Source organism: Sorangium sp. So ce836 (genome assembly GCF_028553905.1).
In the GTDB taxonomy this organism is placed as follows: Bacteria; Myxococcota_A; Polyangia; order Polyangiales; family Polyangiaceae; genus Sorangium; species Sorangium cellulosum_D.
On sequence record NZ_CP102233.1, the window covers coordinates 2,836,930 to 2,854,236 of the forward strand.

Below are 17,307 nucleotides of genomic sequence, written 5' to 3' on the forward strand. Positions count from 1 at the left end.
GCGTGCGCGCGAGGGGGAGGCGGCCGGCGTCAGCCGCCCGGCGGCACGGAGCGGCTGATCTCGCGCGTCGTCAGCTTGCCGCGCTCGGTGAAGATGGCGGTGACGAGCTCCGCGGGGGTGACGTCGAAGGCCGGGTGGCGGACGGGCACCCCGGGCGGGACGACGCGGCGGCCGCCGACGACGGCGACCTCGTCGCGGCTCCGCTCCTCGATCGGGATCGACGCGCCGGTGTCGGTCGCGAGGTCGATCGTGCTCCACGGGGCGGCCACGTAGAACGGGACGCCGTGGTGGCGCGAGAGGCAGGCGAGGCCGTAGGTGCCGATCTTGTTGGCGACGTCGCCGTTCCGCGCGATGCGGTCGGCCCCGACGACCACGGCGCCGATCTCGCCCCTCTGCATGAACCACGCGGCCATCGAGTCGGAGATCACCTCGACGGGGATGCCGTCGCGCTGGAGCTCCCAGGCCGTGAGGCGCGCGCCCTGGAGGTACGGGCGGGTCTCGCACGCGAGCACGCGGATGTTCTTGCCCTCGGCGACGGCGGCGCGGATGACCCCGAGCGCCGTGCCGTAGCCGCCGGTCGCGAGCGCGCCGGCGTTGCAGTGGGTGAGGACCGTGCCCGACTCGGGCAGGCGCGCGGCGCCGGCGCGGGCCATCTGGTGGCAGGCGGCGACGTCCTCCCGGTGGATCTCGCGCGCGAGCGCGGCGAGCTCCCGCGCGCGCTCGTCGCCGCGGCGCCCCGCGTGCTCCAGGGCCATGGCGACGGCGCGCCGCACCGCCCACCCGAGGTTCACGGCGGTGGGCCGGGCGGAGGCGAGGTGCTCCCCCGCGGCGCGCATGGCGGCGACGTAGCCGGAGGCGATCTCGTTCCGGGCGGCGCGCGCGGCGAGGGCCATCCCGTACGCGGCGGCGATGCCGATCGCTGGGGCGCCGCGGACCACCATGGTCCGGATGGCCTCGGCGACGCCCGCGGCGTCGGTCACGGTGACGTAGCGCTCGCGCTCGGGCAGCTCGCGCTGCTCGAGGAAGAACACGCGGTCGTCGCCCTGCGCGAGCTCGACGGCCGAGTAGTCCGCGCCGGAGATGGCTTCGGCCGGCGCCCACGGCGGCGCGAGCCGCGCGCCGTCGCCTGCCTGCTGCGACCTCTGTTCTGCTTCGAAGCTGGTGCTCATTCAGCGCCTCCCGTTCGAGCGTGACGGTTCCCCCTGCGATCCTGCGTCCGTCCCCGGGCCCTCGGCGCTCGCGGCGAGCCGGCCGCGTATCTCCTCGGCGACGGTCGCGAAGTCCTCGGCCGCCTCGGCCTTGCGGCCCCCGAGGTAGGCGCGGAGCGCGTCCGCGGCGAGCAGCGCGAGGCTCGCGTTGATCCCGCGCGCGGTGAGCGCGGCGATCACGTCGCCGTTCTTGAGCAGCGTCTCGAGATCGTCGAAGACCGCGGCGACCTCGGGCCCGGGATCGACGCCGCCGGCGGCGCCGGGGCGCGTCTTCTTGTCGTCGTCGTCGCGGCTCACGCGTCGCGCCTCATTTCTTGGTGGCGGTCGCCTTGGGGATCGCGCTGAAGGGGAAGTGCGGCGGCTCCACGCCGGGCACGCACTGGTACTTCGAGAAGTCGGTGACGCCCTCCTCGCGGAGCAGGGCCTCGTCGATCCACGCCTTGCCGCGGCGGGCCGACGGCTCGCGCGCGAGCAGCGCCAGGGTCGCGTCGGCGATGATGTCCGCCTTGCGCCAGAGCTCCGGGCCGCCGAGGCCGAAGTTCATGGTCGCGTAGCTCTCGATCGCGGTCGCGGGCCAGAGGGCGTGGGCCGTGACGTTGTGCTCCGCGTACTCGCCGGCGATCGCGTTGGCGATCATCGTCATGCCGAACTTCGAGACCGCGTAGGCGCCGTGGTGGGCGCAGGCCTCGGGCTCGACGGGGGGCGACATCATGACGATGTGGCCGTATTTCTGCGCGATCATGTGGGGGAGGACGGCCTGCGAGAGGGCGAACGACGCGCGCACGTTGATGCCCATGATGAGGTCGAACTTCTTCATGGGCGTGTCGACGACGTCGGCCCACCAGAGCGCGCCCGCGTTGTTGACGAGCGCGTCGACGCGCCCGAAGCGCTCGACGGCCGCGGCGACGGCGGCCTTGCAGGCCTCGTCGTCGCGCACGTCGAGCTTGACGGGCAGCGCGCGGCGGCCGAGCTGCTCGACCTCGCGGGCGACGTCGAGGATCGTGCCTGGCAGGCGCGGGTTCTCGGCGACCTCCGTCTTCGCGGCGACGACGATATCCGCGCCTTCTCGCGCGCAGGCGAGGGCGACGGCTCGACCGATCCCGCGGGAAGCTCCGGTGATGAAGACAACGCGGTCCTTGAGGCGCATGGAGGCCGGTCATAGCACAGGACCTGGCGAGGGTGCGGGCCCGCGGCGCGCAATCGCGTGATCGCGTGATCGCGCGCGGCCGTCCGTCACGCCCCGCGCGGCGTCGCGCGCGGCGTCGCGCGGGGCACGAGGCGCAAGGACAGGCTCTGCCGTGGACGGGAGCGGGCGAGGGCTCCGAGGGGCGGGGGGCGACGCAGCGATGATCCGCCTGGAGCCTCGGATGTCAGGGGGCTTCCAACGCCAGACGCGCAGCTCGCCCCGGGCGAGCGTGCCGGGCGGTCGAGGCGGGCCGCAGAAATGAGGCTCTGCCGGCCGAGCGACGCTGGCGGCGCCTGGCTCGGTCCAGCGCGCGGAGGGGCGGCGGGGCCGCGCGCGGGCCGGGAAAGGCCGCTCCAGTCGAGCGTCGACCGCTGGAGGGGCCCTTGTCCAGCGGGTCAGTCGTGGTCTCGCTGACACGATATTGTCGGCATCGACGGATCGCTGGTCTCGGTCTCCTCGCGGAGCACGAACACCTACCCTTCGGCTCAAGGGAGATGGGGTGTCCTGCTGGCGCCCTGTCGCGTACCGGCCTCGAGTGAAGAAATCCTGTCTCATGGAGCCTTGTGAAGGTCGGTTTCACGCGTCGTGGAAAGGTCCAGTGATTCGGCGGTAAATCATGCGGTTGGGGGTGTTTCGTATCTGGACATGCCAGCGGTCAGGTGACACCGTGGTGTGAGCGAAACGAAGGGAGGCGCTGCGCTGCGTGGGATCGCGCTGGGCGCTACTCCGCCCCCTGAACAACGCTGTACTGGGGTGGCCCGCCATGGCGCCGTGTGCCCCGGCGTACCTGCCGGCGCGAGCCGCGGGGCCGGGGCGGGCCGAGCTCAGACGGGCTTATTCACAAGGAGCATGCATATGAGCGCTTTGCACCGGACGCTGGTCCTCGCCTTCCTCGCTGGCTGTTCTGCCGTCGGCTGTCTCGCATCGACCGAGGTCGATCACGAGCCGTCCGGCGAGGCGTCCGAGCCGGTCGAGGGGGCGGTCTGCGATACCGCTCCGGAGGGCTCGGACATCTCGCTCGCCTGTCCGGCCGGCGAGGTCATCACGGCGGTCGAGTTCGCGAGCTACGGCACGCCGCGGGGGGTTTGCGGCAGCTTCCGCGCGACCTCGTGCAATGCGTCGACGTCGAAGGCGGTGGTGGAGCGCGCGTGCCTCGGGCAGTCGAGCTGCACCGTGAAGGCGAACAACGCGACCTTCGGCGATCCGTGCAGGAGAACCACGAAGCGGATGTACGTTCAGGTCGCGTGCGCCCCCGCGGAGCCGGACGGCGGCTCCACGGGCACGGGCGAGGGCGGCTCGACGGGGGAGGGCGGCTCGACCGGTGAAGGGGGCTCGACGGGCGTGGGCGGCTCGACGGGCGTGGGCGGCTCGACCGGTGAAGGCGGCTCGACGGGGGGCGAGACGTGCGGCGGCGCCGGGCCCAGCACCACGCCGCTCGATGCCGAGGAGCAAGCGTTCCTGTCCATCATCAACCAGTACCGCGCGCAGAACGGCCTCGGGGCGCTCTCGGCGTGCACCGCGCTGAGCCGCGCCGCCCAGGGGCACAGCGAGGACATGCGCGATCACAACTACTTCGATCACGCGAGCCAGGATGGCCGGACGCCGTGGGATCGCGCGGCCAACGCCTGTTATGCGTCCGCCGGCAGGACCGCCATGGCCGAGAACATCGCCGCCGGCAACTCGGCGGCGCAGGCGACGTTCAACCAGTGGAAGAACTCGGACGGCCACAACAAGAACATGCTCGGGTCGTCCTTCAAGGTCATCGGCATCGGGCGGGCGACCGGAGGCGGGACCTACGGGTCCTACTGGACCACGATGTTCGGCGGCGCGTCGGACGCGAGCTGCAATTAGCGCCGAGGACCCGTGATGCCGCGCACCTGCGCGGCGGCTGACGGCGCGGAGCAGCCCGTCACGCATGAGGCGTTCTGCCACGGCGACGCGGCGCGATCCGGGCTGAAGAGGGCCCGGGCTGCGCCGCGCGCCGCGGCAGGTGCGCCGCGACCGAGGGGCGGCCTGGCGATTGCTTCGCGCTGGGGCGGCGGAACGGCAAACCTCCGCGCAGGCGAAGAATCGCGAAGTCGGGAGCAGATCCAGGACTTCCCGTCTTCCTGAGGACGGGCGGTGTCCTCGGGCGATCGGGCTGCGCGGGTCCTCCGTCCGGAAGAGCCCATGGCGGAACACATCATCTATCTCCTCGGTCCGTATCGGATTCCCGGCTTTCAGGGGGAGCGCAACGTCCGCGTCTATCTGCCCAGCGAGGGGGCGCACGCCGCGCCGTCGCCGGTGCTCTTCCTGTTCGATGGACAGAACGTCTTTCACGACGATCCGTCGTACAGCGGCGGCTGGCACCTGCACGAGGCGGTGCGCGATCTCTCGGAGCGGGGCCTGGTGGCGCCGGTCCTCGTGGGGATCGATCACGGCGGGAGCGAGCGGCTGACCGAGCTGTCGCCGTTCCCGGGCGACGGCAGCGAGGGGAGGCTCGACGACTTCCTCGGCTGGATCGCGTCCGAGATCGTGCCGGCCGTGCGGGAGCGCTTCCCGGTGCGGCGCGACGCCGCCGGCACGGCGATCGGCGGCTCGTCGATGGGGGGCCTCGCGGCGCTCTACGCGCATTTCCGCCGCCCCGACGTGCTCGGGGCCGCGCTCTGCATGTCGCCGTCGCTCTGGTTCGCGGAGCGGAAGATCTTCGACGTCATCGCGTCGCAGGCCGTCCCTCCGGGCTCGCGGCTGTACGTCGACGCCGGCGCGCAGGAGGACGGCGGCTCGGTGCTGCGCGACGCCGCGCGGCTCGTGGAGCACCTGCGCGAGCGGGGCTACGGCGAGTCGAACCTGCTCTTCTGCCCGGACGAGGACGGCACCCACTGCGAGGACGCGTGGCGCCGGCGCGCGCCGGGGGCGCTGCAGTTCCTGTTCGCCGAGGCCGCCGGGGAGCAGCCGGGGGGCGCCGGGGGGGCGGAGGGATCGCAGCAGGCGGCGTGAGCCAGGCGCAGGGGCGCCCACGGAACGGAGAGAGGACCAGGATCGTGACGGCAGGAGCTTCTCGTCGTGGTTCCGCGGTGTCCTCGTCGAGCGACCCGGGCTGGGCAACGCGCTGCTCGAGGCGCTGAGCCCCACGTCGCCGGGCTTACGGAGCGTCGCGTTCGAGCGCATCAGCAGCGAAGTGCGCGAGCTGATGCTGACATTCCGGACCGGAGGAGCGGACTACAAGCTATCCGCAGGTGAGCTTTCGGACGGTCAGCGGACGCTGGTCGTGCTCTACGGCTTTCTCCTCGGCGCAATCGAGCATGCCATGCTGGCGTTGCTCGATGAGCCGGAGACCGGACTCGCGCCCCACGAGATGCAGCCTTGTTCCCTGACGGAGGCTCGCCGCGAGGTCCGCCGGCTCGGCGTCTGATTCAGAGCGCGGTGGTGGCCTGGCTGGCCAGCAGGCCAGCGACTCTCCAGCGTCGCAGCACGCGGTTCCCCCCAGCCCCTCTACCGCCGCCCCTTGCTCCGCTTGCGCGTCCCCTGGACGATGCGCGACGGGTCGCGCGGCGGCGGGGCCGTCGCCGAGAGCGCCGCGGCGAGCCGATCGGTCTCCGCGTCCGAGAACGACCCCTTCCGGAGCGCCGCGATCGCCTGCCCCACGACGTCGCGCGACTCTGGGCGCTCCGCCTGCGTCTTCTCCTCCAGCCAGCGCACCACCTCGGGGAAGCGCCCCGCGAGGGCCGCGATCTGCGCGGGCAGCCCCTGCCGCAGGAGGCGCAGCCCCTGCAGCCGCTCGTCGGCCCGCGGCGAGCGGTCCGAGATCGCGAACGCCTCCTCGAGCCGCGCGACCACCTCCGCGCCCGCCGAGAGCCCCGCGAGCAGCGTCCGCTCCGCGAGCGCCTCGAGCGCCACGTACGCCTGCAAGTAGCCGTCGGTCCAGGACGAGAGCTCGCCGACCACCGCGTCGCCGCGCGCCGCGACCACGGCGCGGAGCGCCGCCACGACCCCGTCGCGCACGACGCGCCGCGGATCCTCGGCCAGCTGCCCGAGCTCGCCCAGCGGATCGAGCCCGCCCCGCCCGCCCCGCGCGCGCGGCGGCCGCCCCGACCTGGCCGCGCTCTCCGCCTGCGCGCCCTGCGCCGCGATCGCCGCGAGCGCCTGCGCCGCCACGATGAGCGCGTACTCCTCGGTGCTCGAGCAGAGCGCCCGCACGAGGCGCTCGGCCGGCGCGCCGCGGTCCGCGATCGCCGCGCCGACCGCGCGCGCGAGATCCAGGTTCACGCGCGGCAAGGGGGCGTTCGGGCCGAGGTCGGGCCCGGGCGCGCGCCCCCCGCTGCGCCGGGCAGGGAGCCCGGAGCTGCGATCGAGCAGCGCGAGCAGCTCGGCCGGGTCGCCGAGCTGCACGGCGCGCCCGATCGCCGCGTCGATCTTCGGGTTGCGCAGCGCGCCGGGCGGCGTCGCGCCCCGACGCAGATCCGAGGTATCGGCCATTCAGAACCCCAGGGAGAGGCCGACCTCCGGAGAGAGGACGGCGGTCACGGCAGGAAAGGTGAGGCTCGCGCGGAGCGCGAGGTTCAGCGATACGGCCTCGAGCGGCGCATAAGCGACGCCCGCGCCGAGCGACGCGAACCCCTGGCCCGCTTGCCGGGTCGCGGCGAGCGTCTGCTGGCGCTCCTCGACCCTCCCGCTCCGGCCGGGCCTCGTGCACGGGCTCGTGATGGCGGGACCGGCCCCGCACGCGGCCGCGTCCTCGAGGACCTCCACGTCGACCTCGGCGTCGACCTGCGCGACCCCGGCCGCGGCGAGCACGAACGGGCGGGCGCCGAGCTCTGCGAACGGCCGCGCCATGAGGAAGTACTGCGCCCGCGCCTCGAGGTGGAGCGGCAGGAACGAGGCGCCGCCGCCCGTCGTGCCGCCGGCCGCGAAGCCGACGCGGCCGCCGACCGTGAGGTTGTCGAGGACCAGCCGGTCGTAGGCGAGCGCCACCCGCGACGTCGCGAGCGCGAAGCCGAGGTTCACGTCGTTCGCGACGCCGGGCGTCGGCGCGCCGTCGTACCGGGTCCCGTCGCCGCGCAGGCAGACGAAGTTGCCGCGCTCCTGCGACGCCAGGGAGCACACCTCCCGGCCGGAGAACAGCGCGACGTCGGGAGAGAAGGTGAGCCCGACCCAGCTCCTCGGGACGCTGGGCGCGGCCTCCGCGGGGGGCCTCGCGACGCACGCGCCGCGGACGCAGGTGAGCCCCCGGCTGCACTGCCGGTCGTCGATGCACTGCCGCGGCCGCTCCTGCTCCGGCGCCGCGCACATCGCCGGCGGCGCGTGGCCGGGCCAGCGGGGCGGCGCCGACGTGATGCGCGCCTTGATCTCCGTGGTGAGCGGCGCGTCGCGCGCGCCGGCGCTCGCGAGGATCGCGCCGTCCTCGTCGACGGCCGCGACGTGATAGCGGAGCGTCCCCTCCGCGGAGGCCGCGGCGCACGGCACGTTGATCCCGAACCCCTGGCCGCGCAGCTTCTTCATGACGAGCGGGCGGTACTCGCGCTCGCCGGGCGCCTGGTACCAGAGCGTCACCTGCTTCACGCCGGGCAGCAGCTCGGCCGGGACCTCGACATAGATCGGGACGGGCGTGCGGATGCGCTGCTCGGCCGGCGGCGCGATCTGGAGCTCCGGCCCGGCCGCCGCGGGCGCCCCGACGCCGGTCGCGGCCCGCGCCTGCTCGAACGCGAACGAGACCTCCGGCGTCGCGAGATCCGGGTTCAGCTTCGCCGACGGATCGATGCGCAGGGCGTCCGCGAAGGCGTCGCGCGCGTCCCCCAGCTCCTTTCTGCCCTGGGCGAGCACGGAGCCGAGCGCGATGAACAGCCTGGCCTTCATCGCGGGCGAACACTCCGACGCGCCGCAGGCGTCGATGGCAGCCCGCAGCTTGCGCTCCGCCTGATCGAACCGGGTCTCGAGGTAGTCGACCCGCATCGCCTCGTTCAGGGCCGCCTCCGCCTGCGCATCCCGGGGAGGCGCCTGCGCGGCCGCCGCGCCCGCGACGAGCCCCCCCGCCGCGATCGCGAGCAGCGCGCGCGGCGCGCGGAGAGCGGAGCCGTTGCGTACGGGCATCGGCCCGCAACGTAGCCCACCGGTGCGGCCGCGAGCGCTACAAAAACTCCGGGGTAGGCGTACCGCCCGGCCGGCCTCCGCCGCCCGGCGGGCGCAGCACGGACAAATAATCCACAGGTTGTTCCCAGCTTGTGGAATACCCAGACGGGGTCCCTGACATCTTCTGGGAAGCTGCCCGGGCCCTGCGTCGCTCGCGAGGCGGCAGCTCCTCCAAGCGCCGGCGCCGGCCAATGCCAGCCCGGGCATGGACGCGCCGCCCACACCGATGCCACCGATTTTTTTCTGCGATCTCGGGCACTCCGCGGCCCGACGCGCCGCAGAACTTCCGGGCGCTAAACTCCCTCCTCCGGGACCGATCTGCAACCCAAAAATCACGCATCTGAGCCGCGTTTGAAAGCCCAACTGCTTGTCCACAGCTTGGCCACCCGATGACCCCAGACAGGCACCAGATTTCGTCCCCGCTGCGGGAAGCGAAGGGCATGGCCGGGTCCGGTTGTCGGGTCTTCCTTGACAACCGCGTGACGACCCGTGGAGGCGGACCCGCCGGCGCGCTGGGCTGCGCCGGGGCGCTCGGCCCTCCGGCGGCCGTCCGGACGCGGGCGCCGCGCCGGGCGCGGGGGCGGCGATCGCAGGGCCGCGCGGCCCCGCGCGCGGCGTGCTAGCTGGTGCGCCATGCGCGTTCCGGAAATCCCCGAAGAGAGCGCGCCGGCCCTCCGCGCCGGCGATCTGCCGGCGCCGGCGCCCGTCCCGGCGCGCCCGCTGATCCGGAGGAGCGCGCGCGCCGGCGCGCGGCTCGCCGACCACGACGCGGCCTCGCTCGCGGAGCTCCTCCGCAAGGCCGGCGGCACGGCGTCCGCGGCGCGCGCGGTCGCCGGCAAGGTGGTGCGCCACGCGTTCGGCGCGGAACCGGGCGCCGAGCGGCCCGAGGCGGCGTGGGACGCGGCCGCGCTCGCCGCCCTGGGCATCGGCGCGTGGGCGCACGAGGCGCTGCTCGCGCTCGAGCCCGGCCTGTCGCTCGAGGTCGCCGAGCGGGCGCCGTCCGAGGACGACACGCTCCGGCTGGTCCTGCGCGCGCGCGACGGCGCGCTCATCGAGTCGGTGCTCATCCCGGGGCCGGCCCGCACCACGCTCTGCGTCTCGAGCCAGGTCGGCTGCGCTCGGGCCTGCGCCTTCTGCGAGACGGGGCGGCTCGGGCTCGCGCGCCAGCTCGCCGCCGGCGAGATCGTCGATCAGGTCCGGATCGCGCAGGCGCTCGCGCTCGCCGAAGGACAAGCGCGCCGCGGCGCGCCGCTCCGGAACCTCGTCTTCATGGGCATGGGCGAGCCGTTCGACAACCTCGGCGAGGTGCTGAAGGCCATCCGCCTGCTCACCGACCCGCGCGCGTTCCGGTTCGCGCCGTCGCACGTGACCGTGAGCACCGTCGGGGTCGCGGACAAGATCGAGGCGTTCTTCCGCGAGGCGCGGGCGGAGCTCGCCGTCAGCCTCAACGCCCCGGACGACGCGCGCCGGCAGGCGATCATGCCGGTCAACGCGCGCTTCTCGATGGCGGCGCTGAAGGAGGCGCTCGCGCGATCGCTGCCGCCGGGCCGGCGCGTGCTGTTCGAGTACGTGCTCTTCGATCGGTACAACGACGCCCCGGAGGACGCGGACCTCCTCGCCGCGTACGTCGCCGGGCTCCGGTGCCGCGTGAACGTCATCCCCTGCAACCCCGGCCCCGATCCGGCGCTGCGCCCGCCGTCCGCGGAGCGGCTCGACGCGTTCGTGGCGCGGCTGTCCGGCCACGGCGTGACGACGCTGGTGCGGCGGCCGCGGGGGCGCGACGTGGGCGGCGCCTGCGGCCAGCTCGCGGGGATGGCCCGCGTCAGGCAGCCAGCGCCAGCCTGACGGCGGCGCTCCGGACGAACGGCGCGCCCACCCGCAGCGCCCCGTTGCCCGCCGCGAACGTGCGGGCGACCTTCCCGGAGTGCTGGTTCATCCGGACGACCACCGCGCGCTTGGCCATCTCGTCCGCCGTCTCGACCGTCTCGAGCAAGCAGAGCAGGTCGGTCCAGACCCGGTCGCGCCAGCCCTTGAGCATGAAGAGCACGACGCTGGACACGGTGCGCTGCACGTCCTTCGTAAAGGTCGCGATCCGGGCGAGCGGGCAGCCGTAGCGCTCGCTCAGGATCGCGAAGATTTCCGGCATCGCTGCCGCGAGAATTTCATTCACAAGGTCGTGGTCGTGCCGGTAGCGGCGGAGAAGGCGGGCGTCCTGCGCTGCGCCGTGCTGGACGATGTTCCGGTAGAGCCCGAGGGCCAGGTCGTAGTTGATGTGCGCGTTGATGCCGAGCAGCCCATGCACCGCCGCCGCCGTCCCGTCGGTGCGGCTGCACTGGAACGCGACGTCCCACGCCTCCACGCCCGCCGAGCGCCCGTCCAGCGACGCCGCGAGCGCCGCCAGGTAGTACTCGCAGAAGATGCCGGCGAGGCGCGAGATCCACGCGGGCTCGAGGAACCTCCGGTCCGTGCCGTCGACGACCGCCTCCTTCACGCGGCGCGTAATCACGGCATAGACGTCGGGGAACACCGCCCGGGGGTCGTTCCTCTCGCGCAGCCGCGCCGCGACCGTCTCCAGCGCCACCAGCGCTTCCGCGACGTTCGCCGGCTTCATCGTCACCCCCTGCAGGATGGCGTGACGCGCGGCGGAGTCCGCGGGACGGCACGCGGCAGAGGACCGCGTCTGCTTGCTCACCATCGCCAGGGGCCGGTCGGAAGTAAGGGTCTTCATGGCTGCGCTGAGCGAGCGAATTCAAGGATCGTGCCCGTATGTCCGGTTCGCAGTCGTACACCGTGTTGAGGTGTGGTGAGCCGCGCTGGGCGGAGCTCGAGCGCGCGCCAGCGCGGCAGGCGCGCTCGTCCGCCGCGCCCACTCTCGCATGATTTCCGGCGAATCCAGCGGCTCTCGTCGATCCGAAACCCCGGGCGAGCGCGCGAGGCCATCGGCGGTGTTCAGCGGCTCTCGAAGCGGGAGCGGCGCGCGGTGGTCACGGGGGCGCCATCTGCCGACACGGTGAGAGCGCTGACCAGCGCGCCAAAGTGCCCCATGGGGCAGTTTGTTACGCGCGGACGGATAACCTTCACGCAAAATGCGGGACGCCCTGACGCTCCGCGTGTTTTGGCGACTTGACGCCACCCTGTGCGACGCGGCGAGCTGACGTTTCGCGTTGACGCGCCGGGACGACGTTTCGCCCGCGGTCCGCCGCGCAATGCGCCGTATCCTGGCGGGCGCGATCGCGCGCCTGCGCGCATCCATCGACATCGACCGGCGCGCGGAAGGGCGAGCTCCGCTCCTCCGCGGCTGCCCCCGCCGAGCACCATGAGCTTCCTCAAAATCGTCTGCTCCGAGCCGAAGAACGACCTCGCCTCCTTCCTCCAGTCCCTGCCGATCGAGCCCGCGGAGCCGGTCGTCGCGCTCGTGCTGAGCACCGCGGATCTCGCCTACCCGCACGTCGCCGCGCGGACGTTCGTCGCGTCGGCGAAGGAGGTGGGCGCGTCGCACCTGCTCTGGGTGGCGCCCTACCTTCCCCCCTCGAGCCGGCTGGGGCAGCAGATCCGCGACGCTGAGGCGTTCGTGCGCGCCTCCGGCCACCGGGTGACGGCCGTGTGGCACGGGCCGTTGCTCAGCGCGCTCAACCTCTGGCGCGAGGACATCCGGCTCCGTCGCACGCTGCCGCTGCCGCTCGGGAGCGGCGCGCTGCCCTGGGTGGCGCCGGCCGACGTGGCCCGCATGGCGATCCGCGCGCTCGAGCAGCCCGGCGTGGAGGCGCCGGTCGTCCGCGGCCCGGCCGCGTGCACCGGCGCCGAGGTGGCGGCCGCGCTCTCCCGCGCCGTCCGGGCCGCCCTCGCGAGCGAGCGCTTCGCGTCGCGCAGGTTCGAGGAGATCGATCGCGATCACGACCGCGCGCTCAGCGAGGACGAGCTCCTGCCCTACCTCACCGGGCTCGGGATCCCGGCCGACGAGGCGAGGGCGCTGCTCGTGGCCGCGGACACGACCGGGGACGGGACCCTCGATTTCGAGGAGTTCACCGCCGGGTTGCGGGGGCCGCTCGACAACCTGGTCCAGCAGCTGCTCCGCGAGGACACCTTCGAGATCCGGTACGTCGACACGCCGGCGGACGCGGCCGTCGCGGCGCTGGTCCAGGCGGGCCTGCGGCGGGCGGCGGCCGAGGCGCTAATCGAGGGCTGGGCGAGCGTGGCCGCGGAGGGGATCCCCGAGGGGCCCGACGAGGCCTGGCTCGAGCTCCCGCCCGCGAGCGTCGACGCGTGGGCCGAGCGGCACGCGCTCGACTACGTCAACGTCCACCTGCTCCCCGGGCAAGGGCTCCTCGCGCAGCGCGAGGCGGTCGTCGAGGACGGCGCCGCGATGGGCGCGCTGGCCGGCAAGCAGGCCGCCGTCTCGTCGATCGTGGACAGCGGCGGCCGGATCCTCACGCTCTTCCGCGCGCTCGACGGGAGCGGCGTCTCGGCGCGGTGGCTCGACGCGCCCGCCGCGAGCCTCCGGTGGGTGACGTGCGGGGACCGCGACAGGCGCCGCGCCCTGCTCGTGTCGAGCGGGCAGCTCGCGGGGCTGCACGTGGAGGGCGAGTGGCAGGGCCTGCCCTCGGCGATGCGGCAGCTCATGGCGCGCGCCCCGCTGCCCGGCTGGCAGCTCGCGACGTTCCGGGAGCTCGGCGAGCTGAAGCTCGAGCAGCCCGCGGCGCTGTACGAGCCGAACGAGGTCGTGTGCAACTGCGCCGGGGTCAAGCGGGGGCAGATCGCGGGGCTCATCGAGGCCGGGTGCGCGACGGTGGCCGAGCTGTCGGAGCGGACGCGGGCGGGCCAGATCTGCGGCGGCTGCGTCCCGGCGATCGAGGAGATGTTCGGCGGGTCGAGCCTGGTGCAGGCCGAGGTGAAGGGGGCGCGGGAGCTCGCCCCCGGGATCTTCCAGATCGCGCTGTCGCCGGTCGGCGGCGCGCCGGCGGCGTCCGTGCCCGGGCAGCACGTGCTCGTGCAGGGCTACCTCGATCGGCGCTGGGTGGCGCGCGCGTACACGCTCTCGGCGCCGGCGCGCGCGGGCGGCGACTACGAGATCACGGTGAAGCGCGAGGAGCTCGGGGTCTTCTCCCGGTGGCTGTGCGAGCGCGCCGCGGCCTCGCTGCTGCGCGCCTCGGCGCCGCGGGGCGGCTTCGTCCTCCCGGCGCCGCCCGTGGAGCGGGTGGTGTTCCTCGCGGGCGGCATCGGCGTCACGCCGGCGATGGCGATGCTGCGGGCGCTCGACGGGAGGGCCGACCGCCCCGACGCGCGGGCGTTCCTTCTGGACTGGTCGGCGTCGCGCGCCGCCGACTTCCTCTATTTCGAGGAGGAGCTGCGCGCGATCGCCGGCCGCACGCCCGGCGTCGCGTTCCGCCTGCGCGCGACGCAGGCGGAGGGGCGGCTCTCCGGGGAGGACGTGGTCGAGCTGTACCCGTACCGGCCGGGCTCGCGGGCGCTCGTGTGCGGGCCCGAGGGCTTCATGCGCGACGCGCACGAGCACCTGCGCGCGGCGGGCTGGCCGGCGGACGCCATCCAGCGGGAGCTGTTCACCTCGAACGTCGACGCCGCGGGCACGATCCGGCAGGCGCCGCTCCGGCGGGCCGGCGCCGTTCGTGGGGCCGGCGGGGTCTGTCCGGTCGAGCACGGGTCGTTTCACCTGACCCCGACGGCGCCCGCGGCGGCGCTGACCGAGGCCGAGGCGTTCCTGCGCCAGTGCTACGCGGAGCTCGGCGTGCCCTCTGCCGTGGACGAGCGCTGGCAGGAGGTGCGGGCGAGCCTGGAGAAGCACGGGACCTACGCGCACCTGCCCGACGAGCTCGCCTACGGGGCGCGGCTTGCGTGGCGGAACAGCTCGCGGTGCATCGGGCGCTTCTTCTGGTCGACGCTCCACGTGCGCGACCTGCGGCACCTGACGACGGAGGAGGAGATCTTCCAGGCGCTGGTCGAGCACCTCGATCTGGCGACGAACGGGGGCGACATCCGGGCGACCATGTCGGTGTTCCGGCCGGGGGAGCCGCGGATCCGCATCTGGAACGGGCAGCTCGTCCGCTATGCGGGCTACCGGCTCCCGGAGGGGGGCATCCTGGGCGATCCGGCGAACGTGGAGCTGACGGACCAGGCGCTCTCGCTGGGGTGGCCGGGCGGGGAGCGGACGCGGTTCGATCTGCTGCCGCTGATCATCCAGATCGGCGACGCGCGGCCGCGGTGGTTCGAGCTGCCGCGGGAGCGGGTGCTCGAGGTCCCGATCGAGCACCCGCGGCACGCGTGGTTCGCCGAGCTCGGGCTGAAGTGGCACGCGCTGCCGGCGGTTTGCAACCTGGCCCTCGATCTCGGCGGGATCCACTACACGGCGGCGCCGTTCAACGGCTTCTACATGGGGACCGAGATCGGCGCGCGCAACCTGAGCGACGTGACGCGGTACAACCAGCTGCCGCTGATCGCGGATCGCCTCGGGCTGGACCGGTCGCGCAGCGACACGCTGTGGCAGGACGCCGCGCTGGTCGAGCTGAACATCGCGGTGCTGCACTCGTTCCGGCAGGCGAAGGTGCGGATGCTCGACCACCACACGCTCTCGGAGTACTTCAAGAAGTTCGAGCAGCAGGAGCGGCAATGCGAGCGCCCGGTCTACGCGGACTGGTCGTGGATCGTGCCGCCGATGTCGGCGTCGACCATGGCGGTGTTCCACACCAACATGGAGAACAAGATCCTGAAGCCGAACTATCTTTATCAGGACGATCCGTGGAAGGAGCGGAAGGGGTAGTCGAGGGCGGGATCGGGCGCGTTTCGTGGTGCCGGCGGGGTTTCCCGATTGGGCCGGCGGCGGTCTGGTAACCTCCGCGCGCGATGATGGACGACGAGGAGCTCGCGGCGCAGCGCATCGGCACGCGGATCGGCACGTGGAGGGTGGAGCGCGTGCTCGGGGCTGGCGGGATGGCGAGCGTCTTCCTCGGACGGCGCGCGGACGGGCAGATCGCGGCGGTGAAGGTCCTGCACCCTTCCCTGAGCCAGATCGAGGAGCTGCGGAAGCGCTTCCTGCGCGAGGGCCCGATCGGCAGCGCCCTGGCCGCGGTCGGCCCGCTCTGCGAGGGGCTGCCGCTCGTGCTGGAGTCGGGCGTCGCGGACGACGGGGCCGCCTACCTGGCGATGGAGGTGCTCGAGGGCGAGACGGTCTTCGACCGCATGGCCCGGGCGGGGACGCTCCCGGTGGGCCAGGTGATGGCGCTGGCGGAGCGGGTCCTCGATGTGCTCGTCGTGGCGCACGCGCACGGCGTGGTTCACCGGGACATCAAGCCTGAGAATCTGCACGTCGGGAACGACGGGCGGGTGAAGGTGCTCGATTTCGGGATCGCGCGCGTGCTCGATCCGCTGCCTTTCGGGATGGGGGAGCTGCCGGAGAAGACGGCCACGAGGACGGGGGTGGCGCTCGGCACGAGCGAGTACATGGCGCCCGAGCAGGCGACGGGGATGGTCCGCGAGATCGACGGCCGGACCGACGTCTTCGGCCTGGGCGCCACGATGTTCCGTCTGCTCTCCGGCCGCGCGATCCACGGCGACGTCGCCGACGCGCGCCTGCTCATCGCCGCGGCGACGGAGCGGGCGCCGTCGCTCGCGCCGTGTGCGCCGGACGTGCCCTCCGAGGTGTGCGACGTCGTGGATCGCGCCCTCGCGTTCCACAAGGTCGAGCGTTATCCCGACGCGGCGACGATGCGCGCCGACGTCCGCGCGGTGCGGGCGGGCCGCCTGCCGCCGTACGTGGTCGCCGTGGAGGAGGGCCGGATCTCGGCGGGGGCCCCGCTCCCTCGCCGCTGAGGGCGCCCGCCGCGCGGCGGGCGCCCTGTCCGGCTCGCGACGCGCGTCAGCGGCGGCCGCAGCGGAGGTGGCCGTTGTCGTTATGGATGTCTCCGGCGCACCGCCGGAAATCGACCATGCGCGTCCTGTGGTAGTGCCCCCTCCGGTCCTTGCACCTCGCGTGCAGCGTGCCTCGTTCCGTTCGGACGTCCCTGCACGTCTTGAGATAGGAGCCCTCCGGCGGCCGTCGTTGCGCTTGCGCCAACTCGGTGCTGGACAGCACGGCAGACAACGAGAGCGCGCCGAGGACCAGCGCGACGAGCGAACTTTTCATGATTCCCCCCTTGATGCACCGCCTTCGGAGCGATGCTCGGGATCTCATGGGGCGCGCCATTGGAAGCCGCAATCCTGCTGGAGCTGCGAGGGATCAAGGCATGAACGTGAAGAATTGAACCACAGAGGGTACAGAGGAGAGGGGAGAATGGGGAGGGGAAAGAGCAGGGGGAGAGAGGAATGCTAGACCTCTGTTCCTTGATCTCTCTGTCCGCTGTGCCTCTCTGTGGTTCAATTCTCTCTTCGTCTGCCTCGGCGTCGAGCCGTTTTTCTCGCGTCGGGGGCGTGATATGCGGGGACCGGCAGAAGGGGGCGAGAGATGACGGCGTCGCGCAGCTCCTGGTCGGAGCGGGGCCTTCGCACGCCTATACCGAGGATCTCGATGCCATCCTCTCCCTGGAGATCGCCGGCGACGTCCTCTGCCTGTACAATGTGGTGGCCGCGGAGCTGCCGCCGCTCGACGAGATCCTCCGCCGGCTGCAGGCGCGGGTGCGGCGCGTGGAGCTCTTCGCGTGCCCGGACGCGTTCGGCATGACGGCGGCGGAGCCGCACGTGTTCGTGGATGGCGACGACGCCCTCGGCGGCGCGGGGGCGGTGCGGCTCACGGTGCGCGGGCCCTTCCCGGAAGGGCCGCTCATGCTGCCGCGGCCGTTCCGGTGCTGAGCGCCGGCG

At 73.5% G+C, this 17,307-nt stretch carries 14 protein-coding genes; 7 read left to right on the plus strand and 7 right to left on the minus strand.

Features of this window, described 5'->3' with window-relative positions:
* Positions 1–29 precede the first annotated feature (29 nt).
* The 3 genes from mtnA to NQZ70_RS10230 are packed head-to-tail and all read right to left on the minus strand — an operon-like array spanning position 30 to position 2,355.
* Complete coding sequence (gene mtnA / locus NQZ70_RS10220; RefSeq protein WP_129574051.1) at positions 30–1,169, minus strand: S-methyl-5-thioribose-1-phosphate isomerase; 1,140 nt, start codon at positions 1,167–1,169, stop codon at positions 30–32.
* Positions 1,170–1,505 (minus strand): hypothetical protein, encoded by a 336-nt coding sequence (locus NQZ70_RS10225; RefSeq protein ID WP_129574052.1) that lies wholly within the window; start codon positions 1,503–1,505, stop codon positions 1,170–1,172. It lies immediately after the preceding gene.
* A gap of 10 nt (positions 1,506–1,515) precedes the next feature.
* Entirely contained in the window at positions 1,516–2,355 is an 840-nt protein-coding gene (locus NQZ70_RS10230) for an SDR family oxidoreductase (protein ID WP_129574053.1), read from the minus strand.
* 894 nt (positions 2,356–3,249) lie between these two features.
* Between NQZ70_RS10230 and NQZ70_RS10235 the strand changes: the two genes are divergently transcribed.
* From NQZ70_RS10235 to NQZ70_RS10245, 3 genes are all read left to right on the plus strand, one after another.
* Positions 3,250–4,245 (plus strand): CAP domain-containing protein, encoded by a 996-nt coding sequence (locus NQZ70_RS10235; RefSeq protein WP_165373891.1) that lies wholly within the window; start codon positions 3,250–3,252, stop codon positions 4,243–4,245.
* A 318-nt stretch (positions 4,246–4,563) separates the two neighbouring features.
* On the plus strand, positions 4,564–5,373 hold the full coding sequence (locus NQZ70_RS10240) for an alpha/beta hydrolase (RefSeq protein WP_272828160.1): 810 nt from the start codon (positions 4,564–4,566) through the stop codon (positions 5,371–5,373).
* Between the two features lie 181 nt (positions 5,374–5,554).
* A complete protein-coding gene (locus NQZ70_RS10245; RefSeq protein WP_129574055.1) occupies positions 5,555–5,788 on the plus strand; it encodes an ATP-binding protein in 234 nt (77 codons plus the stop codon).
* 80 nt (positions 5,789–5,868) lie between these two features.
* Here NQZ70_RS10245 and NQZ70_RS10250 read toward each other — a convergent pair whose 3' ends face one another.
* Together NQZ70_RS10250 and NQZ70_RS10255 are read right to left on the minus strand one after the other, a co-directional pair.
* Positions 5,869–6,852: a hypothetical protein gene (locus tag NQZ70_RS10250; protein ID WP_129574056.1), complete on the minus strand. Its 984-nt coding sequence runs from the start codon at positions 6,850–6,852 to the stop codon at positions 5,869–5,871.
* The gene (locus tag NQZ70_RS10255; protein WP_129574057.1) at positions 6,853–8,463 is read right to left on the minus strand and encodes a hypothetical protein; all 1,611 of its coding nucleotides are present in this window, start codon (positions 8,461–8,463) and stop codon (positions 6,853–6,855) included.
* Between the two features lie 672 nt (positions 8,464–9,135).
* Between NQZ70_RS10255 and rlmN the strand changes: the two genes are divergently transcribed.
* Complete coding sequence (gene rlmN, locus NQZ70_RS10260; RefSeq protein WP_129574058.1) at positions 9,136–10,347, plus strand: 23S rRNA (adenine(2503)-C(2))-methyltransferase RlmN; 1,212 nt, start codon at positions 9,136–9,138, stop codon at positions 10,345–10,347.
* On the opposite strand, the gene NQZ70_RS10265 is transcribed toward rlmN, so the two are convergent.
* Positions 10,325–11,230 carry a DUF5995 family protein gene (locus NQZ70_RS10265; RefSeq protein WP_237245200.1) on the minus strand — a complete coding sequence of 302 codons (906 nt, stop codon included), beginning with the start codon at positions 11,228–11,230 and terminating at the stop codon, positions 10,325–10,327. The genes rlmN and NQZ70_RS10265 overlap by 23 nt on opposite strands.
* Positions 11,231–11,818: 588 nt before the next feature.
* On the opposite strand from NQZ70_RS10265, the gene NQZ70_RS10270 reads away from it, so the two are divergent.
* Both NQZ70_RS10270 and NQZ70_RS10275 read left to right on the plus strand, forming a co-directional pair.
* The gene (locus NQZ70_RS10270) at positions 11,819–15,274 is read left to right on the plus strand and encodes a nitric oxide synthase oxygenase (RefSeq protein WP_129574059.1); all 3,456 of its coding nucleotides are present in this window, start codon (positions 11,819–11,821) and stop codon (positions 15,272–15,274) included.
* 83 nt (positions 15,275–15,357) lie between these two features.
* Entirely contained in the window at positions 15,358–16,323 is a 966-nt protein-coding gene (locus NQZ70_RS10275; RefSeq protein WP_129574060.1) for a serine/threonine-protein kinase, read from the plus strand.
* 46 nt (positions 16,324–16,369) lie between these two features.
* Here the strand turns inward: NQZ70_RS10275 and NQZ70_RS10280 are convergent, their stop codons facing one another.
* Entirely contained in the window at positions 16,370–16,636 is a 267-nt protein-coding gene (locus NQZ70_RS10280) for a CVNH domain-containing protein (RefSeq protein ID WP_165373892.1), read from the minus strand.
* Between the two features lie 284 nt (positions 16,637–16,920).
* Here NQZ70_RS10280 and NQZ70_RS10285 point away from each other — a divergent pair, with 284 nt between their 5' ends.
* On the plus strand, positions 16,921–17,298 hold the full coding sequence (locus NQZ70_RS10285) for a hypothetical protein (RefSeq protein ID WP_237245201.1): 378 nt from the start codon (positions 16,921–16,923) through the stop codon (positions 17,296–17,298).
* Positions 17,299–17,307 lie beyond the last annotated feature (9 nt).